This is a genomic window from Streptomyces sp. NPDC015345 (assembly GCF_043078805.1).
Lineage (GTDB): Bacteria > Actinomycetota > Actinomycetes > Streptomycetales > Streptomycetaceae > Streptomyces.
Map to the genome: position 1 here is coordinate 314,482 of NZ_JBIBTX010000007.1, position 21,624 is coordinate 336,105.

General features: G+C 69.7%; 15 protein-coding genes. 13 read left to right on the top strand and 2 right to left on the bottom strand.

Going from position 1 to position 21,624, the window contains the following annotated elements:
- Positions 1 to 42: 42 nt before the first annotated feature.
- From ACF062_RS28425 to ACF062_RS28450, 6 genes are all read left to right on the top strand, one after another.
- Positions 43 to 1,548, top strand: a complete 1,506-nt coding sequence (locus tag ACF062_RS28425; RefSeq protein ID WP_392142475.1) for a VCBS repeat-containing protein — start codon at positions 43 to 45, stop codon at positions 1,546 to 1,548.
- An 88-nt stretch (positions 1,549 to 1,636) separates the two neighbouring features.
- Entirely contained in the window at positions 1,637 to 5,305 is a 3,669-nt protein-coding gene (locus ACF062_RS28430) for a LamG-like jellyroll fold domain-containing protein (RefSeq protein WP_392142476.1), read from the top strand.
- 98 nt (positions 5,306 to 5,403) lie between these two features.
- On the top strand, positions 5,404 to 12,219 hold the full coding sequence (locus tag ACF062_RS28435; protein ID WP_392142477.1) for a polymorphic toxin-type HINT domain-containing protein: 6,816 nt from the start codon (positions 5,404 to 5,406) through the stop codon (positions 12,217 to 12,219).
- Positions 12,216 to 12,512 (top strand): immunity 53 family protein, encoded by a 297-nt coding sequence (locus tag ACF062_RS28440; RefSeq protein WP_392142479.1) that lies wholly within the window; start codon positions 12,216 to 12,218, stop codon positions 12,510 to 12,512. Before ACF062_RS28435 ends, ACF062_RS28440 begins: the two co-directional genes overlap by 4 nt.
- A 215-nt stretch (positions 12,513 to 12,727) precedes the next feature.
- Entirely contained in the window at positions 12,728 to 12,871 is a 144-nt protein-coding gene (locus tag ACF062_RS28445; protein WP_392142481.1) for a hypothetical protein, read from the top strand.
- A 193-nt stretch (positions 12,872 to 13,064) separates the two neighbouring features.
- Positions 13,065 to 13,649 carry a hypothetical protein gene (locus ACF062_RS28450; protein ID WP_392142483.1) on the top strand — a complete coding sequence of 195 codons (585 nt, stop codon included), beginning with the start codon at positions 13,065 to 13,067 and terminating at the stop codon, positions 13,647 to 13,649.
- Between the two features lie 25 nt (positions 13,650 to 13,674).
- On the opposite strand, the gene ACF062_RS28455 is transcribed toward ACF062_RS28450, so the two are convergent.
- Positions 13,675 to 14,124: a hypothetical protein gene (locus tag ACF062_RS28455; protein WP_392142485.1), complete on the bottom strand. Its 450-nt coding sequence runs from the start codon at positions 14,122 to 14,124 to the stop codon at positions 13,675 to 13,677.
- A complete protein-coding gene (locus ACF062_RS28460) occupies positions 14,117 to 14,476 on the bottom strand; it encodes a hypothetical protein (RefSeq protein WP_392142487.1) in 360 nt (119 codons plus the stop codon). Before ACF062_RS28460 ends, ACF062_RS28455 begins: the two co-directional genes overlap by 8 nt.
- A gap of 139 nt (positions 14,477 to 14,615) precedes the next feature.
- Between ACF062_RS28460 and ACF062_RS28465 the strand changes: the two genes are divergently transcribed.
- The 7 genes from ACF062_RS28465 to cbiE all read left to right on the top strand — a co-directional run bounded on the left by ACF062_RS28465 (position 14,616) and on the right by cbiE (position 21,401).
- The gene (locus ACF062_RS28465; protein WP_392142489.1) at positions 14,616 to 15,263 is read left to right on the top strand and encodes an HAD family hydrolase; all 648 of its coding nucleotides are present in this window, start codon (positions 14,616 to 14,618) and stop codon (positions 15,261 to 15,263) included.
- A gap of 408 nt (positions 15,264 to 15,671) precedes the next feature.
- Positions 15,672 to 16,733, top strand: coding sequence for a methionine ABC transporter ATP-binding protein (locus ACF062_RS28470; protein WP_392142491.1), 1,062 nt, complete (start codon positions 15,672 to 15,674; stop codon positions 16,731 to 16,733).
- Positions 16,730 to 17,476 (top strand): methionine ABC transporter permease, encoded by a 747-nt coding sequence (locus ACF062_RS28475; RefSeq protein WP_392142493.1) that lies wholly within the window; start codon positions 16,730 to 16,732, stop codon positions 17,474 to 17,476. Before ACF062_RS28470 ends, ACF062_RS28475 begins: the two co-directional genes overlap by 4 nt.
- A gap of 101 nt (positions 17,477 to 17,577) precedes the next feature.
- Positions 17,578 to 18,411 (top strand): MetQ/NlpA family ABC transporter substrate-binding protein, encoded by an 834-nt coding sequence (locus ACF062_RS28480; protein ID WP_392142495.1) that lies wholly within the window; start codon positions 17,578 to 17,580, stop codon positions 18,409 to 18,411.
- 1 nt (position 18,412) lies between these two features.
- Positions 18,413 to 19,255: a MetQ/NlpA family ABC transporter substrate-binding protein gene (locus ACF062_RS28485; protein ID WP_392142497.1), complete on the top strand. Its 843-nt coding sequence runs from the start codon at positions 18,413 to 18,415 to the stop codon at positions 19,253 to 19,255.
- A 135-nt stretch (positions 19,256 to 19,390) separates the two neighbouring features.
- Positions 19,391 to 20,035: a GNAT family N-acetyltransferase gene (locus ACF062_RS28490; RefSeq protein WP_205034848.1), complete on the top strand. Its 645-nt coding sequence runs from the start codon at positions 19,391 to 19,393 to the stop codon at positions 20,033 to 20,035.
- 151 nt (positions 20,036 to 20,186) lie between these two features.
- Positions 20,187 to 21,401 (top strand): precorrin-6y C5,15-methyltransferase (decarboxylating) subunit CbiE, encoded by a 1,215-nt coding sequence (gene cbiE, locus ACF062_RS28495; RefSeq protein ID WP_223773592.1) that lies wholly within the window; start codon positions 20,187 to 20,189, stop codon positions 21,399 to 21,401.
- The last annotated feature ends 223 nt before the right edge of the window (positions 21,402 to 21,624 follow it).

Consider the following 21,624-nt stretch of genomic DNA (forward strand, 5'->3'; position numbering starts at 1 on the left):
ATGCCAAGCGTGTGCGGGTGCGTACGGGCGACCAGGTGGGGAGTGGCCGCGGCCCTTGTCGTCGCGGCCACGACGTCGTTCTCGGTCGGCGCATCGCCCGCGGCTGCCGTCTCGTGCACCGCAGGTCTGGGGTCGGACTTCAACGGCGACGGCATCCGCGACATGGCCGTCGCCGACCCCGAGGCCACGGTCGCGGGGAAGGCGAACGCCGGCCTGGTCCGCGTCGTCCTCGGCGGCGACAAGGGCGTCACCGAGATCTCCCAGTCCCTGAGCGGCATGGCCGCCGATCCCGAGACGGGCGACAAGTTCGGCGCCTCGATCGCCATGTACGACGCCGACAAGGACGGCTGCGACGACCTCGTCGTGGGCGCCCCGTACGAGGACGTCACCACAGCCGACGGCCCCCAGGCCGACGCCGGAGCCGTCTACGTCATCCACGGCAGGCCCGCGGGGATAGGCGCGGGCTCCACCATCAAGAGCTACACCCAGGCCGGTCTCGACGGGGGCACCGTCACCGAGGCCGGGGACCTCTTCGGCTACGCCTTGGCGGCCGGCATCAAGTCGGGAGGCAAGCCGTACCTGGCCATCGGCGTGCCGGGGGAGGCCATCGGTGCCGTCTCGGACGCCGGATGCGTCCACTACGTCCAGGGCACGACCGAGACCACGGTCAACCAGGACGACCCCGACGTGCCCGGGGTGGCGGAGGCCAACGACCGGTTCGGACGCTCCCTCGCCGCCACGAGTCGCTTCATCGCGGTCGGGGCGCCCGGTGAGGCGATCGGCGACGAGTCATTCGCCGGCGCGGTGACGCTGTTCAACCACACCATCGAGGACGGGCGTCCGACAGCATTGGACGGCGTGGACGAGAACCACCCGGCCCTGGTGTCGGGCGCCTCCGCCAAGGACGACCGGTTCGCCACGGCTCTGTCGATGGTCCCCTACCGGCCCTCGGGCGCGGAGTCCGAGACGGACGCACTGCTGGCCGTCGGGACACCCAACGAGAACGTGGGCACGGTCGCGGACGCGGGCGCGGTCACGGTCCTCCGGATCAAACCGTCCGGCGCGCTCACCGAAGTCGGCTTCATCGACCGGCTGGCGTCCGGTGGCGAGGAACGGCCCGCGACGGCGGACTTCTTCGGCCAGCGGGTCGCCCTCGGCAACACCGACCCGGGCGCGATCAGCACCGCCGAGACGATCAGGCTGGCCGTCAGCGTCCCCAACCAGGAGGTGGGGGAGATGGAGAACGCGGGCGCCGTCCACGTCCTGTCGCCCCTCGGCCCGTCGGGGAGAGCCAAGGTCCTCACGCGGGGCAACGGCCTGCCGGGCACGGCCGAGGCGCGTGACTTCGCGGGGCTCGGGCTGTGGGCCACGTACAAGGACCTGTACGTCGGAGTGCCCTACAGCAAGACGCCGGCCGACCGGAAAGGCCTGGTGTACGCGATGTCCTGGAAGCACATCGACGGTGGCACGGGGTCGGTGCGCACGGTGAAGCCGGGGACCGAGGGCATCCCGGACGAGGGCAAGGCGTTCGGCTCGGACATTCGATAGGCGCCGTCGGGCGGCGCGTGCGCCACGGCGTGCCCGCCCGCACTCCGGCCGCGGTGCAGGCGGCTCTCGACGCAGGGGATCAGGGGACATGGGGAAGAGCTGGGCAGTGCGGCGTGCGCGCGGAGCGGCCGTCACGGTGGGGCTGATCACTTCCGTGCTGGCGGCCGGAGTCACCGCAGTGCCCGCGGCGACCGCGGTGCCGTCCGAACGGGCGCCCGCATCCGGACGTGCCGCGCCGGGCGCCGAACCGACGAGCGACGCGGCCGCCCGGCGTGCGGGCGCGTCAGGGAAGCGGGTCGAAGTCCTCGGTCGGCGCACCGAACGCGGCCAGACGTTCGCGAACCCGGACGGCACCTTCACCACCAAGGAGTACGCGCAGCCGGTCCGTACCCGGAAGGGCGACAGCTGGACCGACATCGACACGACGCTGGTCGAGCAGCCGAACGGCGGCTTCGCTCCCAAGGCCACCCCCACCGCTGTGACGCTCTCCGGCGGTGGTGAGGGCCCGTTCGCCACGATGGCGCGCGACGGCAAGACGCTCGCCCTGTCCTGGCCCGGCCGGCTCCCCGCACCCGAGATCAAGGGCGCCACCGCCACCTACCGCGCGGTCCTGCCGGACGTCGACCTGGTCGTGCGCGCCGAGCCCGAGGGCTTCGCGCACCTGCTGGTCGTCAAGTCCGCCAAGGCCGCCGCCGATCCGCGGCTGACCGGCATCGACCTGCCCCTCACCGCCCGCGGCCTCGACGTACGCGAGACGGCCGGCGGCGGACTCGTCGCCAAGGACGCGGGCACGGGCGGCACGGTCTTCGAGGCGCCCCAGCCCGTCATGTGGGACTCCAGCGGCGACAGCGCCGCCGGCGCGCGGCACCGAAGCGCAGCGGCGCTGGCACAGGCCGCGCCCGGCGACGGCGCCCGGGTCGCGGACGTCTCACTCGGCCTGCGGCGCGACACCATGACCCTGAAGCCCGACCTGAGCCTGCTCAGAGGCAAGGCCACCCGCTACCCGGTGATCATCGACCCGGTCGCGAGGACGAAGAGCCGCACCTCCTGGACCTGGGTGTCCTCCGCGAAGCCGAGCCTCGAAGGATGGAAGTTCCCCAACTCCGACGACGGCATCGAGTCCGGCAAGGGCGTCGGCCGCTGCCCCGCGAACTACTCCGTGCGCTGCACCGGCAGCGACGACGTCCAGCGGCAGTACTACGCGCTGCCGACGGGCAGTTTCGAGGACAAGAGGATCCTCAAGGCCGAATTCGCGATCACGCTGGTCCACACGTACAACAGCGAGGCGCGCTCGGTGCAGCTGCACCGCGTCAACAGCTCCGGCGGCAGCGCCATCAACTCCCGTACGAACTGGTCCAACCGCCCGTCGAGCAAGGACCACATCGCGTCCGAGTCACCGACCGACACGACCGGATCCTGCTCGGCGACCAACCAGAACGTGCGCTTCGACGTGCGGGGCACCGTGCAGAAGGCGGCGTCCAGCGGCTGGGACACCACCACGTTCGGGCTCCAGGCCGCCACCGAGGACTCATACGTGTCATGGAAGCGGTTCTGCAACAACGCGGCGCTGGAAGTGACGTACAACCGGCCGCCCTACCAGCCGAAGCTGGACGAACTGTCCATGGACCCCGGCGGCAAGTGCGCCTACGGAGAAGCCACCAAGCACTACACGAAGAAGACACCGACGCTCTCCGCGATCGTGTGGGACCCCGACCACGGTGACGTGAAGGGCAACACGGAGAAGCTCCGGGCCCAGTTCGAGATCTTCTGGACGGACAAGGACGGCCGGGAGAAGAAGTACGTCGTCACGACCGGCTACCAGCAGTCGAACACGGACCGGAGCCGGGACAGCGGTTTCGAGGAGTTCACCTACAAGGTGGGCGAGGACATCCGCGGCGACGGCACGGCGTCCTTCACGCTGCCGCAGAACACCGTGATCGGCTGGTGGGTGCGCGGCGGCGACGACATCGGCGGGTCGGACGAGTCCTGGGGCCCGTGGAGCCACGAAGGGAGCGGTACGCGCTGCGAGTTCATCCTCGACTCGACGAAGCCCGACGCGCCGGAGGTGAAGTCCGAGAAGTACCCCAACGACGAGAAGTGGCACGCGGGCGTCGGTGAGTACGGCACCTTCGAACTGCACTCCGAGGGCACCGACGTGGTCAAGTACCGCTACCAGTTCACGGGCGAGGCGGAGCGGACCGTCGTACCGAGCGCCCCGGGCAGGCCGGCCCTCGTGCGGTGGATGCCGCAACGGGAGCGCCCCGTGACGCTGTATGTCGAGGCGGAGGACCGCGCGGGCAACAACCGCGAGATCACCAAGTCCTACCGCTTCCGGGTCGCCAAGGGACGCTCGGCGAAGGCGTCCTGGGCGCTGGCCGATCCCGTCGGTTCGCGGCAGGCTGCGGGCGGCGACGGAACCCAGGCGGCGACCGCGGGCTCCGGCGTGACCTTCGGCGACGACGGCCCGCACGGCTCGGTGCGCACGGCGGCGACACTGAACGGCACCGGCGGCGCCTACCTCAACACCGGTCAGCACGTGGTCGACACCGACCAGACCTTCTCGGTCGCGGGCTGGGTGCTGCTCCCCGAACTGCCGACGACGTCGATGAGCGTGGTCAGCCAGGACGGATCGGCGCAGTCGGGCTTCTCGCTCGGGTACGACGCCGCTTCCCGACGGTGGTCCTTCCTGGCGCCCGACAGCGAGATCGACTCGACGGTCTCCTGGGAGGTGCGGGGGCCGAAGGCGGTGCCCGGCGACTGGACGCACCTGGTCGGGGTCTACGACAAGGACGAGGCCGGGGGCGGCAGCGCGGGCACGATGCGGATGTACGTCAACGGCACGCTCGTGCACGGCGACATCCAGGAACGCCCGACGACGTGGAACGCCAGCGGCTCCCTGCAGATCGGGCGGGCGCTGGAACCCGCCGGATACACGGCGAACCTGAAGGGCACCGTGGCGGACGTCCAGGTCTTCGACCGCGTCCTCGCCGCGTCCGAGACGCAGAGCCTCGGCGGCATCCCGCCGTATCAGCGCGCCTACTGGGACATGGACGAGTCCGACGGCGGGACGGTGCCGGACCGCAGGGACGGCCCGGGCATGACCCTGCGAGGCGGCGCCTCCGTCCACCAGCCGGACGACACCTGCGACGTCCTCGATCCGAACTGCAAGCCGGCCGAGGAGCCGGTGTGGGGCGACGGCCACCTCGCCCTGAACGGCAAGGACGGATACGCGATCCGCGTGCCCGGACTGTTGAAGGCCAAGGCCAGTTTCACGGTCACGGCACGGGCCAGGCTCGGGTCGCCCGACGCCACGGCGACCCAGGCGGTGTTCTCGCTGCCCGGCACCAAGGGATCCGTGGCCAGTGTCCGGTTCGACAAGGACAGCAAGCACTGGAAGCTCAGGCTGACCGAGAAGGACGCCTCCGACGCCACGGTGACGGAAGCCGAAGCCGGTGCCGTCCAGCCCAGCAGCGAGGGACGGGGCGACCACCTCGCCCTCTCCTACAACGCGCTGTTCGAAGAAGTCCGCCTGTACGTCAACGGCGAGTGGACGGGCCAGATCGTGCGGTGGTCCAACGACTGGGACTTCTCCACGGCGGGCCTCCAGGTGGGGCGCGCGGGCCTGACCTCCGGGTCGCAGTACTTCTCCGGGGCCATCGACGAGGTACGTGTCTTCGACGGCGCGCTCGACGAGCCGCTCGTCGCCGCCGTCGCGAACCTGAAGTCCGGCGTGAATCTGGACGGCACGGTGACCTAGCCGCCGGGAGGCGGGGCGGGCCGACATCCACACGTGTCGCCCGCCCCGCTCCGCATCTCTGAAACCTCCCCCCTCCTTTGCGCCCCCGGAGACGACACGTGTCTACGTCACAGTGGTTCCGCCTGCCTTCCTGGCCCGCCCGCCGCCGCCCCCGCCTGCGCCGCCCCGTCGTGGTCACGCTGGGTGTCTCGCTCGCCGTGGGACTCCTGCCGCAGTACGCCCCGCAGGCAACGGCCGACGACAAGGGCGGCACCCGCCCGGGCGTCCAGAAGGACCTCGGCGCACCCGTGCCCGGCACCGAGCTGAAGGCAGGCAAGAGCCGGCCCAATCCGGCGGAGAAGGCGCGGGCGAAGGGGCCGGCCGACGTCACGTGGCCCCGGGCGGCGACCGACACCGTGTCGCTCGGCGGCGAGGCCACGCGGACGGTCAAGGTGAAGGGCCTGCCCGTCGAAGTCGGCCCGCCCCGAAAACACGCCCGGCACAGACCCGTGACTCCCGAAGCGGTGACGGTCGCCGTCGCCGGACGGCAGCAGGCGCGGGCCGCAGGCGTCGACGGAGTCCTGCTCACGCTCGCGGACGCGGGCAAGGACACGAGGGCGGCCCGCACCGGGAAGCAGACGGCGAAGCCCGCCGGTACGCGCCTCACCCTCGACTACTCCGAGTTCGCCGACGCGTACGGCGCGGGCTACGGCTCCCGCCTCCGCCTCGTGGAGCTCCCGGAGTGCGCACTCAGCACTCCGGAGAAGAAGGGTTGCACGACCCGGCGTGAGCTGCCGACGGCCAACGACGCCGAGACCCGGACGCTGAGCGCCGACGTTCCGGTGCGGGCCCGCGGCGACCGGGCCGCCGGCCCCGCCACCGTGCTCGCCGCGACCGCCGGCTCCTCCGGCGACCAGGGCAGCTTCGGCGCCACCCCGCTGGCGCCGTCCGCCGAGTGGAGCGTCTCCAACTCCTCGGGCGGGTTCAACTGGACGTATCCTCTGCGCACACCGCCCGCTCCGGGCGGACTCGTGCCCTCGGTCGGCCTCTCCTACAACTCGCAGTCCGTCGACGGCCAGACCGCCGCCACCAACAACCAGGGGTCCTGGATCGGGCAGGGCTTCGGCTACGAGCCGGGCTTCATCGAGCGCCGCTACAAGCCGTGTGCCGACGACGGCCACGCCAAGACCAACGGCGACCAGTGCTGGGCGTACGACAACGCCACCATCCAGCTCGCCGGCGGCAGTTCCGGCGAACTGATCAAGGACGACAAGACCGACACGTGGCGGATCAGCGGCGACGACAACAGCAAGGTCGAGAAGCTGGCCGGTGCGAGCAACGGCGACGACAACGGCGAGCACTGGCGCCTCACCACGACCGACGGCACCGAGTACTACTTCGGCCTGGACAACCTGCCCGGATACGCCTCGGGCAAGGAGCAGACCGGCTCCGCCTGGACGGTTCCCGTCTACGGCGACGACTCCGGTGAGCCCTGCTACGCCGCGACGTTCGCCGACGCCCACTGCAAGCAGGCCTGGCGGTGGAACCTGGACTACGTCGTGGACCCGCACGGCAACGCCATGTCGTACTACTACGGCAAGGAGACCAATTACTACACCCAGGGCCTGAAGACCGACGAGAACGGCAAGGCGTACACCCGCGGCGGCTACCTCAAGCGGATCGACTACGGCCAGCAGGACGGCAAGGTCTACAGCACCCCGGCCGCCGCCCGCATGGTCTTCGACACCGACGAGCGCTGCCAGGGCGCGGCGGCGGACTGCGAGACCGGTGACCTGACGGACGCGACCGCGGGCCGCTGGCCCGACGTCCCGTGGGACCTCAACTGCAAGTCCGGCACCAAGTGCAAGGGCCAGAACAGCCCCACCTTCTGGACCCGCAAGAAGCTGAACACGATCACCACGCAGATCCGGTACGGCGAAGGCTACGCGGACGTCGACTCCTGGTCCCTCGGCCACCTCTTCACCGACAACGGCGACAGCTCCAAGTCGCTCTGGCTCAACACCATCAAGCAGACGGGCCACGCCGGATCCGGCACGGTGAGCACACCGGCCGTGGAGCTGCTCGGCGCCCAGCTGCCCAACAGGGTGGACAAGCCCGGGGACAACATCCAGGCGATGAACCGCTTCCGCCTCGCCGGTGTCGACAACGGCACGGGCGGCCGGATGGACGTCCTCTACCGCGACGCGGAGTGCAAGGCGGGCGATCTGCCGGCGGCGGACGCGCCGAAGACGGCCTGCTACCCGGTCAAGTGGAACCCGCCGGGCGCCGAGGACCCCATCACCGACTGGTTCCACAAGTACGTCGTCGCCCGCGTGGTCGAGGACGACGTGACGACGGACGCGCCCAACCGCGTCAGCGACTACGACTACCTCGGCGACGCCGGCTGGAAGAAGGCCAAGGCCGACGGCATCACCAAGGACGAGTACCGCACGCACAGCGACTGGCGCGGCTACGGCAGGGTCCGCGTGACCAGGTCCGGCGGCACCGTGAGCACCGCGGACCAGCGCACGGAGCACGTCTTCCTGCGTGGTCTCGGCGGGGAGGTCGAGGACTCCACCGGCAAGAAGCATGCCGACGACGAGGAGCTCTCCGGCCAGGAACTGGAGACGATCACCTACAACGGCGCCTACACCGCCGACAAGATCGTGTCGAAGAGCGTCAGCACCTCGTGGTCACACGTCACAGCGACACGTGTGAAGGACTGGGGCACGCGCAAGGCGTACTACGTGCGTCCGCAGACCACCCGGACGTATACGGCCCTCGACGGCGGCAAGTGGCAGGAGACCGCCGCCACCAGCCGCTACGACGCCGAGACCGGCCGCGTGGTCGAGACGGACGACTACGGCAAGATCGGGGACGGTTCCGACAACCAGTGTGCGCGCACCGAGTTCGCGGACAACAAGACCAAGCACATGTACGAGCTGGTCTCCCGGGTCGAGAAGGTCGCCGTCACCTGTGAGACGAAGCCGGACCGCAAGACCCAGGTCATCTCCGACGACCTGACGTTCTACGACGGAAAGGGCCTCGGCGAGGCACCGGTCAAGGGCGACGTGACCAAGGTGCAGCGGCTGTCGAAGCACGACGGCACCACCGCCACGTACCAGACGGTCACGGAGTCCGCGGCGACGGACTTCGACCGGTTCGGCCGTCCGCTGAGGGTCACGGACGCCAAGGGCACCGAGACGAAGTTCGCGTACGTCGAGACGGACGGCCTGACCACCAAGCAGACGGAGACCAACCCGCTGGGCTGGCAGGTCTCCACCGAGTACGTGCGCTCCTGGGGCAGCCCGGCCGCGCAGATCGACATGAACGGCAAGCGCAGCGAGACCGCCCGTGACGCGCTCGGCCGCGTCACCGCCGTCTGGCTGGCCGACCGGTCGAAGAGCGAGCCCGCGTCGATCAAGTACACCTACCTGGTCCGCAAGAGCGCACCGACCGTGGTCAAGACGGAGAAGAGCGAGAAGCACGGCACCTACGGCGTCGAGTACACGCTCTACGACGGCTTGCTGCGGCCCCGCCAGCAGCAGTCCGAGGGCCCGAACGGCGGCCGCGTCCTCGCCGACACGCACTACGACGGTCTCGGCAACGTCGTGGAGACGACGTCGGACTACTACAGCGCCACGCCCCCCACCGACACGGTCTTCAAGCCGACGGGTGAGGTGGACGGCCAGACCGTCACACGGTACGACGGCGCGGGACGCAAGACGGCCGAAATCCAGCAGGTGGCCGACGAGGAGAAGTGGCGCACCACCTACTCGTACGGCGGCGACCGCGTCCACGTCGACCCGCCGGCGGGCACGGCACCCACGACGACGATCACCGACGGACGCGGCAGGACGACGGAGATCCGCCGCTACAAGGGCGACAAGCCCCTGCCGACCGGCACGTCGGCGGATTACGAGAGCACGCGGTACGGCTACACGCCGGCCGGACAGCTCAAGACCGTCGAGGACGCGGCGGGCAACACCTGGTCGTACGGCTACGACCAGCGGGGACGCAAGACCTCGGCCACCGACCCGGACACGGGCAAGTCGACGTACGCGTACGACACCTTGGACCGTCTCGTCGCCACGACGGACATGCGGAACAAGACGGTGGCCACGAAGTACGACGTCCTCGGCAGGCCGACGTCCACATGGGACGGCGAGCCGGACAAGGGCACACAGCTCACCGCGACCACCTACGACGAGATCGCCAAGGGCCAGCCGTACGGCACCTACCGGTACGACGACGGCAAGGTGCAGACGGCGACGCTCAACGTCCACCTCGACGACTTCTACCAGCCGGAACTCACCAAGGTCGTGCTCGGCGGCGACGTCGCCGAGGAGCTCAAGGGCACCTACGAGTACAGCACCGAGTACAACGCGGACGGCACGGTCCAGTCCCAGCAGCTCCCCGCGGCCGGCGGCCTCGGCCCCGAGACCCTCACGTACACCTACGACGAGTTGCAGCGCCCGACCCAGCTCCTGTCGAACCTCGACGGACAGCAGCAGGGCGCGTACGTCGGGCAGGCGTCCTACGCCCCGACGTCCCAGCTCCAGCAGCTCGAACTGGGCACGATCGGCGGTTCGGACGGCAGGAAGGCCTGGCTCACCTACGAGCGTGAGCGCGGCACCGACCGCCTGACCAACTCCAAGGTGGACGTCTCTGGCGTCGACGCGGTCACGTATGACGCCGACTACACCTACGACGCGTCCGGCAACGTCACGTCGGTCGCCGACACCCCGACGGGCGGCCAGGAGGACGTCCAGTGCTTCCGCTACGACTGGCAGCGGCGGCTGAAGTCCGCCTGGGCGACGGCCAACTCCTCCGACGAGGCCGCGGGCACCGGCAAGCAGAACAAGGCGTGCGCGAGCGACCCGAGCGCGCCCACGCTCGGCGGCCCGGGGGCCTACTGGCAGGACTTCGACTACGACGCGTCCGGCAACCGCAGCAAGCAGGTCCTGCACGGTGTGGGCGGCAAGCCCGACGTGACCCGTACGTACACGTACGGCAAGGACGCCGAGGGCGACGGCGGCCCGCACACCCTCACCAAGGTCGTGACGGACACGCCGGGCAGTGGCAGCGGCCCGGCCGTCAAGTCCCAGGACACCTTCGCCTACGACGCCGCGGGCAACACCGCGCAGCGGGTGCTGAACGGGACGACGCAGGACCTGACCTGGAACGCCGAGGGCAAGCTGACCAAGTCGTCGAAGCCGGACACGGAGGCCACGTCCTTCCTGTACGGCGCCTCGGGCGAGCGTCTGCTGCGCAAGGAACCCGGCAAGCAGACGTTGTACCTGCCGGGCATGGAACTCACCCTGAAGACCGACTCCCGCGCGGTGGAGGCGACCCGCTACTACAGCTTCGCGGGCCAGACGGTGGCGATGCGCACCCCGAAGGGCGTGCAGTTCCTGGCGGGCGACCACCACGGGACGTCACTGGCCGCGGTGGACGCGAAGTCGGGCGCGGTCACCCGCCGCCGGATGGACCCGTTCGGCAACGAACGCGGCACGGCGGTGACCGAGCCCTGGGTGGACGACAAGGGCTTCCTCGGCAAGCCGGCCGACGCGTCGACGGGCCTGACCCACATCGGGGCGCGGGAGTACGAACCGGAGAACGGCCGCTTCATATCCGCCGACCCGCTGATCGACTTCACGGACCCGCAACAGATCAACGGGTACGCGTACGCCAACAACAGCCCGGTGACGCTCTCCGACCCGACGGGTCTGAAGCCGGACGAGTGCGTGCTCGCGGGTGTGCAGTGCCGGATGAAGAGCAACGGCGGCTGGGAATCCAAGCCCACGAAGACCTATTACAAGTATTACCAACTGGACAAGACCCCGGCCCAGCGGAAGGCCATAGCCGCGCGGTCCAGAGCCGACGTCGAGAAGAGCTTCGCGGTCGCGGCCGCCAAGGAACTCGGCCAGATCCTCTCGGACGAGCTGGGCATCACGGACGCGCTCGACTGCTTCAGCACCGGCAGCCTCGGTTCTTGCGGGGCCACGATCCTGAACGTCGTCACGAGCGCGATCGGCGCGAAGATCGGCCAGTTGGCCAAGAAGTACTTGTGGAACTGGAAGAAGGGCGCCGCCCTCGCCAAACGGGTCTGGGGACTGCTCGGCAAACTCAAGAGCAGCTACGGCAAGTGGCGCAGCCTGGACAAGAAGGCGGACCGGCTGGAAGACATAGCGGAAAGCTGTGGAACGGCCAATAGTTTCGCTCCTGGCACCAGAGTCCTGATGGCGGACGGCAGCACGAAGTCGATCAGAGACGTCGACGTCGGCGACAAGGTCGTCGCCACGGACCCGAAGACCGGCAAGACAAAGGTCCGCACGGTCACGGCGGAGATCAAGGGCAAGGGCGCCAAGCGCCTGGTCAAGGTCACGATCGACGTCGACGGCAAGAAGGGCACGAAGAAGTCCTCCGTCACGGCGACGGACGGCCACCCCTTCTGGGTCCAGGAGCTCGGCGAGTGGATCGACGCGACGGACCTGCGGCAGGGCCAGTGGCTGCGGACGAGTTCGGGCACGTACGTCCAGATCACATCGGTCAAACGCTGGACCAAGCCGGCGACGGTGCACAACCTGACGGTTGCGGATGTGCATACGTACTATGTGGTGGCGGGGGCGGCGCCGGTCCTGGTTCACAATTCTCGCGCTGGAAATCTGTGTCCGAACCCAGACGCGGAAGGGCCGCATACGTCGTTTCGTCGCGATGGAACGACTGGGGAGATCGACCACTATGAATCCTATGACCGGCCGTCAGACCCCCGGGATCCGAGGCCGTTCATTCCGACAAAACGAGTCGATGTGAAGGGTAAACCTCACTATGACAAGCAGACTAAGACAAGAGTTCCGACGCCGCACGTAAACCTTCCGGATGGATCGGCAATTCCTGCTGCCCCCTGGGAAATTCCTAGAAGAAACCCATGATCTCGAACTTGAAGGTGCTACAACAGTGGTACACGGCCGCCTGTGATGGAGACTGGGAACACTCATACGGCATTCGAATCGAAACAACCGATAATCCTGGATGGATCCTCTCTGTCGACCTGACCCGAACCACTCTTTACGGCCGCACGTGCGAGAGGGAAGAGCGAGGCGCTGATGGGTCCTGGATCTCGACAAAGAGTGACGGAACCGAGTTTGTTGCAGGATGTGATCCAGGCTCACTGGAGACGGTGATCGGCTATTTCATTGAATTCGCTGCTTCCGGTCCTGCATGATGGCGGTCATCCAGCGGCAGTAGCGATGGACAACATTTACGGTTTCCCGCCGCGTAACGTAGCGAGCCCTCGTAGCCGTGGTGGGCTGGAACCGTCCCAGGGATACGTCATGTCGTGGGGCAGCTGGAGCAATTCGCGGCAGGTGTCTGCCAGTGCTTCGACCTGCTTCTCGGGGCGCTGAGGATCACAGTCGTCTCTCACCGGAGCGATTTGCCGTGGACGATTTCGCTGAGTGCCTTGTGGTCATCGCGGGGATCGACAGTGGCTCATGGGAGGTGGCCGTCGAGGAGCGTCTCGAAGAGGTCATCGGCCTCGCGGCGAAGCTCAGGGAACGCTATGCGTCCGATTCGAAAGGTTGATGGTCAGGTGCGTAGAGGTGCCTATGGCGTGCGTCGCCATACGCAGTACGTGAGTGCCCTTGTGGTCCCGCTGCTACTGGGGGCCGTGGCATGCGGCACCGATTCCGGTGAAGGGGAGGAACGCGCCGGGGGAGCCGAAAAGGAGAGCGGTGCGCCGCAGAGGCAGGAAGGGCGGGCTGACGCGCTGAAGGCCATGGAGCTCACCGGGGAAGACATCGGCCCGCGGCGCAAGACGCGGGCCTTGAACAACGGCTCGGCCGCCGCCTACGGCAAGTCCGACTCCGCCGCCGACCCCGCCGCGTGCCGGCCGCTCGACCTCATGTCGTCCTACAGCTCCAGCCCCAAGCCGAAGGCGTTCCACCCCTACGCGGTCGTCGAGAAGGGGACCACGTACGACAAGCCGAAGGGCACCGAACTCGTCGTGGGGCTCGCCGCGCATGACGAGGCGGGGGCCAAGAAGGTGATGGCCGGCCTGCGGGACGCCGTGAAGAAGTGCGGCAAGGGGTTCGAAAGCGCCGAAGGGACCTACGGCGAGGTCCGGGACTGGCCCGCGCAAGGCATCGGGGACGAGGCCGTCGCGTACGTTCTCCGGGGCGGCATGCACGGCGAACTCGCGAGCGCCCGGTTCACCGTGGTGCGCAGCGGCTCCACCGTCGTCACCTTCCAGGCCACGAACCTGGAGGCGCCCGGGGAACTCACGGGGCCCGACCCGGAGTTGATCGACGCCCAGTTGGCGAAGGTGGCCGAGTCGGCGACGGCGGGAGCCAAGGGAGCCTGACCCCCGCCCGGCCCGCGCGCGGCGGTCAGCGCCCCGCCCGGCCCGTCCGCCGCGCCCTCACCAACCAGAAGATCGCCGTCACCGGCAGGATCACCGGAATGAAGAGGTAGCCCATCCCGAAGTCCGACCACACCGTGGAGTCGGGGAAGGCGGACGGTTCCGCCAGCGTCCAGGTACCCACGACCAGCACGCCCACCAGCTCCACGGCGCAGCACACCAGCGCCGCCTTGCGGGCCGTGTCGCCGCCGCGCACCAGCGAGTACGTGATGAAGCCGTAGACGAGGCCCGCGAGGGCCGACAGGGAGTACGCGAGCGGGGCCTTGTCGAAGTCCGTCGAGATCTGCACCGCCGAGCGAGACACCGCGCCGACGACCATCACGCCGTACAGCCACAGCAGCAGGATGCCCGGCCCCGTGATCAGCTTCTGGCGACCGTCGGCCCGCACGCTTCCCTTGGTGTCCGTCACCTCAGCCACCCCAGATGTCGTAGAGCCGTACCTGGAGCACGGCGAGGACCACGCCGCCCGCGGTGACCGTGAGCGAGCCCCAGCGCGTGCGCTCGGCCAGCGACATGAAGCCCGCCGCCGGCACGCACGCGAAGGAGCCGAGCAGATACGCCACGAAGATCGTCGTGCCCTGCTCCGGGTCCTCGCCGCGCGCGAGCTGGACGATGCCGACGATCAGCTGGACCAGGGCCAGCAGGGTCACCACGCCCATGCCGATGAAGTGCCAGTCCTTGGTCGGCTGGTCGCGGTACGCGGCGAAACCGCACCAGGCGGCGAGGGCGAGCGCGGCCACGGCGGTCGCGATCGTCAGGGCAACAAGCATGTCCGTGACTTTATTACGGGCCCTTTGACCCGATGCGCCTGCCCCCGTGGTGCCCGTGCGCCCGCACCCCGGAAGACCCGGCCGGTCGGGCCCAGGGTCCTCGTGAAGCGCGCCGGGGCGCCCCGTACGCTCGGACACCATGAAGATCCAGGCTGAAGCGCTCCTGTTCGACAACGACGGCACCCTCATCTCCTCCCTGGAGTCGGTGTACCGCTGCTGGACACGGTGGGCGCGGGAGTACGGGATCACCGCCGCGGAATTCGCCCGCGTAGAACTGCACGGCCGCCCCGCCGCCGAGATAGCCGCCGACCTGCTGCCCCCGGAGAAGGTCCCCGCGGCCGTCGCCCGCATCGAGGAGCTGGAGGTCTCGGACGTCGCCGGCGGCGTCGAACTGCTGCCCGGGACCCGTGAACTCCTGGAGTCGCTGCCCGCGGACCGCTGGGCCGTGGTCACCTCCGCGACCCGCGTCCTGGCCGAGGCCCGCCTCGCCGAGGTCGGCATCCGCCCCCGTCTGCTGATCGCCGCCGACGACATCACGCGCGGCAAGCCTGACCCCGAGCCCTACCTCCTCGCAGCCGAGAAGCTCGGCGTCGACCCGGCGCGCTGCGTGGTCTTCGAGGACGCCCCGGCAGGCCTTCAGGCCGGACGGGCCGCGGGCATGACCACCGTGGCCTTGGCCACAACCCACGACGCCGCCGAGCTGTCCGCGGACGTCCTGGTCAAGGATCTCTCCGCCGTGTCCGCGCAGGCCACGGACGAGTTCGTGGAGATCGCCGTCGCCGGCTGACCGCCCCGCCCGCACCGCCCGGCCCCGTCCCAGCGCTGTCCGCTATACGGACAGCGGTGGCGGGCCGTGACCTCACGCGTGTTTTACTTGGGCCCATGACCACGACGAGCAGCCGCACCCTTGCGACCGAGGCGACGATGACGCCCGGTGCTCGTTGTATGTGTCGAATGTGCGCCTTCTGAGGGCCCCCGCACCACGAAGAGCCTCGCGCCCCGAAGCGAAGCCGCTGTGCCGCACCCCCTGCACGACGTACGCGACGAAAGATCCGTACCGACGTAGGAAGCGAGCCTGCCCCGCGCACACGTCCTCCGGTTCCTTTCGCCACCGCGAGAACCGTGCCGCGTTCCGAACGAATGCCCCGTGCCCGGCGACACCCGCGCCGCGCACTCGACAGTGACGGAAACCCCTGTGATCACCACTTCCGGCCTCACCAAGGTCTACCGCTCACGCGGTCGTGAAGTAACCGCCCTCGACGGAGTCGACCTGCACGTCCGCGAGGGTGAGGTGTACGGCGTCATCGGCCAGTCCGGCGCCGGCAAGTCCTCCCTCATCCGCTGCGTCAACCTCCTGGAGCGCCCCACCTCCGGCACCGTGACCGTCGCCGGACAGGACCTCACCGCCCTCGCCGGCCGCGGCCCGCGCGCGGGCAAGGAGTTGCGCCGGGCACGCAGCCGCATCGGCATGGTCTTCCAGCACTTCAACCTGCTGTCCTCGCGCACCGTCCAGGACAACGTCGAACTGCCGCTGGAGATCCTCGGCCTCTCCGGCCAGGAGCGCTCCCGCAAGGCCCTCGAACTCCTCGACCTCGTCGGCCTCGCCGACAAGGCGAAGTCCTACCCGGCGCAGCTCTCCGGTGGCCAGAAGCAGCGCGTCGGCATCGCCCGCGCGCTCGCCGGTGACCCCAAGGTGCTGCTCTCCGACGAGGCGACCAGCGCCCTGGACCCGGAGACCACCCGCTCCATCCTCCAGCTCCTGCGCGACCTCAACCAGCAGCTCGGCCTGACCGTCCTGCTCATCACGCACGAGATGGACGTCGTCAAGAGCGTCTGCGACTCCGCCGCCCTCATGGAGCGCGGCCAGATCGTCGAGTCCGGCACCGTCAGCGAACTCCTCGCGACGCCCGGCTCCGAACTCGCCGCCGCGCTCTTCCCCGTCAGCGGCGACACCACCGGCGAGGACCGCACCGTCGTCGACGTGACGTTCCACGGCGAGGCCGCGACCCGGCCCGTCATCTCGCAGCTGTCGCGCACGTACAACATCGACATCTCGATCCTCGGCGCCGCGATGGACACCGTCGCGGGCAAGCAGGTCGGCCGCATGCGCATCGAACTGCCCGGCCGCTTCGAGGAGAACGTGGTCCCGATCGGGTTCCTGCGCGAGCAGGGCCTCCAGGTCGACATCGCGGGCGATGACCCGGCGGCGAACGCGCCCCGCAACGAGACGCTGCTGGTCAAGGAAGGTGCCAAGTGACCTGGTCGGAGATGCGCCCGCTGCTGGAGCAGGCCTGTTGGGACACGCTCTACATGGTGGGCTGGTCGACGCTGATAGCCGTCGTCGCCGGACTGCCGCTCGGCATCCTGCTCGTCCTCACCGAGCGCGGCGGCCTCCTGCAGAACGCCGTGCTCAACAAGGTCATCGGGCAGATCGTGAACATCGCCCGTTCGATGCCCTTCATCATCCTGATGGTCGCCCTGATGACCTTCACGCGCTGGATCACCGGCACCACGATCGGCCGCGAGGCCGCCCTCGTGCCGCTCGCCGTCGGCGCCATCCCGTTCTTCGCGCGACTGGTCGAGACCTCGATCCGCGAGGTCGACGGCGGGCTCGTCGAAGCCGTGCAGTCGATGGGCGGCTCCACCTGGACCGTCGTACGCAAGGTCCTCGTCCCCGAGTCGCTGCCCTCGCTGATCTCGGGCGCCACCACCACGATCGTCGCGCTCATCGGCTACTCCGCGATGGCGGGCACGGTCGGCGGCGGCGGCCTCGGCGACCTCGCGCTGCGCTACGGCTACCAGCGCTTCGAGACCGAGCTGATGTGGATCACCGTGGCGATTCTCGCCGTGGTCATCTCGATCATCCAGTTCGCGGGCGACTACGCGGCCCGCAGGCTCCACAAGCGCGGCGGCGGCTCCGCTCCGCTGCTGCTGTTCCGGCCGCTGCGCGGCGTGCTCCCCGGCACCGCCGCCGCCGAGTCCACCACCAAGACCGGCTGACCGGGACCGCCACCCCCCGCAGGCCTCCCCGCCACCCACGCGGGCCGCACCACCGGCACAACCGGCACCACCAGCACCACCTACGGAGAAAGGCACTTTTCGTGCGTAACACCGCCAAGATCACCACCGCTGTCCTCGTCGCCTCAGCCCTCACCCTCGGGCTGAGCGCCTGCGGCTCCGACAAGGGCTCCGCGGGCGACAAGGACGGCCCGCTCGTCGTCGCCGCCACCCCGACGCCGCAGGGCGAGATCCTGGACTACGTCCAGAAGAACCTCGCCAAGAAGGCCGGCCTCGACCTCGAAGTCCGCGAGTTCACCGACTACGTCACGCCGAACACTGCCGTCCAGCAGGGCGAGGTCTTCGCGAACTACTTCCAGCACAAGCCGTACCTGGACGACTTCAACAAGAAGAACGGCACGGACGTCGTGCCCGTCCCGAACGCCACGGTGCACCTGGAGCCGCTCGGCGTGTACTCGAAGAAGGTCAAGAAGCTCGGCGAGCTGAAGGAAGGCGCCACGGTCGCCGTCCCGAACGACACCACCAACGAGGCCCGCGCCCTCAAGCTCCTCGCCGACAACGGCCTCATCGAGCTCAAGAAGGGCGTCGGTTACGACGCGACCCCCAAGGACGTCGCGAAGAACCCGAAGAACCTCAAGTTCAAGGAGCTGGAGGCCGCCCAGCTGCCCCGCTCCCTGCGCGACCTCGACGCCGCGGTGATCAACGGCAACTACGCCCTGGAAGCCCAGCTCAGCCCCGCCAAGGACGCCCTCGTCGCCGAGAAGGCCAAGGGCAACCCCTACGGCAACTTCCTCGCCGTCAAGAAGGGCGACGAGAACGACCCGCGCGTGAAGAAGCTCGCCAAGCTCCTCACCTCGCCCGAGGTCAAGAAGTTCATCGACGAGAAGTACGACGGCGCCATCGTCGCGGCGTTCTGACATGCGTACGTCCGTCATCGCCGCCGCGGCGGGCACCCTGGCCCTCGGCCTCGGGCTCACCGCGTGCGGCGCGGGCTCGGGCGACGGCTCCGACGGCGACCGGCTCGTCGTCGGGGCCACCCCGACCCCGGCCGGTGAAGTCCTCACGTACATCCAGGAGAACCTCGCGAAGAAGGCGGGGCTCGACCTGGAGATCACGGAGTTCACGGACTACGTCACGCCGAACACCGCGCTCCAGGAGGGCTCGCTCGACGCCAACCTGTACCAGCACACCCCGTACCTCGAGGACTTCAACGCGTCCAAGAAGACGGACCTCGTGCCGGTCACCGAGGTGTACCTGCCGCCCATGGGCGTGTACGCGAAGAAGGGCACCCGCGACATCGCGAAGCTGAGGGCGGGCGCGACCGTCGCCGTCCCCAACGACACGACCAACGAAGGCCGGGCCCTCCAGCTCCTCGCCTCCAAGGGCGTCATCGGGCTCAAGAAGGGCGTCGGCACCACCGCGACGCCCGAGGACATCACGTCCAATCCGAAGAAGCTCACCATCAAGCCGCTCGACCCGGCGCAACTGCCGCGCTCGCTCGACGACCTCGACGCGGCCGTCATCAACAACAACTACGCCCTCGACTCCGGGCTCAGCCCCAAGAAGGACGCCATCCTTCTGGAGTCGCCGAAGGGCAACCCGTACAACAACGTCCTCGCCGTCAAGAAGGGCGACGAGGACGACCCGCGGGTCAGGAAGCTGGCGAAGCTGCTCACCTCGCCCGAGGTGAAGCGGTTCATCGAGGACGAGTACAAGGGCTCCGTCCTGCCCGTCGAAGGCACGGCCGACACGGAGAACTGACGCACAGTCCGTTCCCTCCCGCACCACGGGGTCCCCTCCTGAGGAAGGAGCGGACCCCGTGGTGCGTCCGCGCGCCGACATGCTGCATGCTGGGCACTTCAGCAGGCCCGAGGGTTCCAGGTTACGGAGCGGCGCATGACGACCACCTTCCCCGATATCTCCATCAGCACGGAGCGGTTGGTGCTGCGCCCGTTCGAGGACGCCGACGTCCCCGCGTACGCGGAGATGATGAACGACGAGATGGTCACCGCCTGGACCTCCGTCCCCCAGCCCTACACCGAGGCCGACGCCCGCGACTGGATCACCCGCCTCGCCCCCGCCGAGCGCACCGAGGGCCGCGGAATCGCCCTCGCCGTCACGGAGTTCCTCACCCAGCGCCTGGTCGGCGTCGTCCACCTGCGCAACACCGACTGGCGGGTGCGCGCCAGCGAACTCAGCTACGTCGTCGCCCCCTGGGCCCGCGGCGAGGGCTACGCCTCGGAGGCCGCGCTCGCCACCGCCCAGTGGCTCTTCAAGGACCAGGCGTTCGAGCGCATCGAGCTGCGCACCGCCGCCGACAACACCGCCGCCCAGCAGGTCGCCCAGAAGATCGGCTGCATCAGCGAGGGCGTCCTGCGCGGCGCCTGGATAGCGCGCATGAGAAACGGCGGCGACCCGTTCGGCGGCTGGCTTGAGGTGCGCACCGACCTCATCGTCTGGAGTCTGCTCCCCGAGGACCTCGAAGGCGTCAGTGACAGCCTCGCCGACAGCGGCTTCTCCGCCTTCTCCGACTGGAACTGAGTCCGCGCCGCACGGCCCGGCACACCCCCCGGAGGACCCGGACACTCCGGAGCCCCACCAGGTACGCTCGCCCCTGGCCGCGTGCGCGGTCGCTCCCGCAGCCACCGCCGCCCGCACTGAAGACCCGCGAGAAACCAGGAGACAGACGACGATGGCCGACCGGGTCACGGTGATCGGCTGGGACGGTACGCCGCTGACCGCCGCGGCACGCTCCGCGCTCAGCGCCGCCACGCTCGTGGCGGGCGCCGCCCACCACCTGGCACTGGACGAACTTCCCGCCCGCGCCGAGCGGATCCGCCTCGGCAGCGTGAGCCTCGCCGCCCGCCGCATCGCCGCCCACCGCGGCACCGCCGTGGTCCTCGCCGACGGCGACCCCGGCTTCTTCGGCGTCGTACGCACTCTGCGCGCCCCCGAATTCGGTCTTGAGGTCGAAGTGGTGCCCGCCGTCTCCTCCGTCGCCCAGGCGTTCGCCCGCGCGGGCATGCCGTGGGACGACGCCGAGGTCGTCGTCGCCCACCGCCGCACCCTGCGCCGCGCCGTGAACGTCTGCCGCGCCCACACCAAGGTCGCCGTCCTCACCTCGCCCGGTGCAGGCCCCGCCGAGCTGAGCCTGCTGCTCCAGGGCGTCCACCGGACCTTCGTCATCTGCGAGGAGCTCGGTACCGACCGCGAGCGGGTCACCGTCGTCACCTCCGACAAGGCCGCCGACCACGCCTGGCGCGACCCGAACGTCGTCATCGTCATCGGCGGGACGGCCGCCGCGTCCGACACCGGCTGGATCGCCGGGCGCGAACCGGCCGGCTCGCCGCGCGGCTGGGCGCTGCCCGCCGCCGAGTACGGCGGGGACATCTGGCTCGGCGAGGGGGAGAACGACCGGCTGCGGGCCGCCCAACTCGCTCGCCTCGGGCCCCGCGTGGGAGACCTCGTCTGGGACATCGGCTGCGGCAGCGGTGCCTTCGCCGCGGAGGCGGCCCGCTTCGGCGCCGCCGTGATCGCCGTCGACCACGACGCCGACGCCCTCGGCCGCACCACCGCCGCCGTGCGCCGCTTCGGCGTCCAGGCGCAGACCGTGCACGGAGTCGCGCCGCACATCCTCGAAGATCTGCCCGAACCCGACGTCGTACGGGTCGGGGGCGGGGGCGCCGCGGTCGTCTCCGCGGTCGCCGACCGGCGCCCGGAGCGCATCGTGACGCACGCCGCGACACGCGACGCGGCCGAACTCATCGGCAGGGATCTGTCCGAGCACGGATACACCGTCGAATGCGCCCTCCTCCAGTCCGTGGAGCTCGACACCCGCGCCTGGCGGGAGGAGAAGCGGACCGTGGCATTCCTGCTCTCCGGGCGCCTTCCGGACCGTTCCCCGTGACCCTGTCGCGGCACGGCGCGAGGTAGGCTGGCCGATCGTTGTACCGCACCCGGGTGCCCGGCGATTCGTTGGTCAAGGTCCGGAAAGTCCACCCGTTTTGGGGGACCTGTGTGGTACGGCAGGACCGGAGGACGCGCAACGTGGCGCAGTCCACAGCGGGCCGTGGCCGATCAAGCTGCCGCGGCGGCGGGCCGACCGGGACAATGCCTGTTGTCCGGTAAGC

What these genes read in the sequence shown, in the direction of transcription:
- ACF062_RS28440 (WP_392142479.1), top strand. Translation starts at nt 12,216, where the DNA reads ATGATCTCGAACTTGAAGGTGCTACAACAGTGGTACACGGCCGCCTGT.
- ACF062_RS28450 (WP_392142483.1), top strand. Translation starts at nt 13,065, where the DNA reads ATGGAGCTCACCGGGGAAGACATCGGCCCGCGGCGCAAGACGCGGGCC.
- ACF062_RS28485 (WP_392142497.1), top strand. Translation starts at nt 18,413, where the DNA reads ATGCGTACGTCCGTCATCGCCGCCGCGGCGGGCACCCTGGCCCTCGGC.
- ACF062_RS28460 (WP_392142487.1), bottom strand. Translation starts at nt 14,476, where the DNA reads ATGCTTGTTGCCCTGACGATCGCGACCGCCGTGGCCGCGCTCGCCCTC.
- ACF062_RS28465 (WP_392142489.1), top strand. Translation starts at nt 14,616, where the DNA reads ATGAAGATCCAGGCTGAAGCGCTCCTGTTCGACAACGACGGCACCCTC.
- ACF062_RS28490 (WP_205034848.1), top strand. Translation starts at nt 19,391, where the DNA reads ATGACGACCACCTTCCCCGATATCTCCATCAGCACGGAGCGGTTGGTG.
- cbiE (WP_223773592.1), top strand. Translation starts at nt 20,187, where the DNA reads ATGGCCGACCGGGTCACGGTGATCGGCTGGGACGGTACGCCGCTGACC.
- ACF062_RS28430 (WP_392142476.1), top strand. Translation starts at nt 1,637, where the DNA reads ATGGGGAAGAGCTGGGCAGTGCGGCGTGCGCGCGGAGCGGCCGTCACG.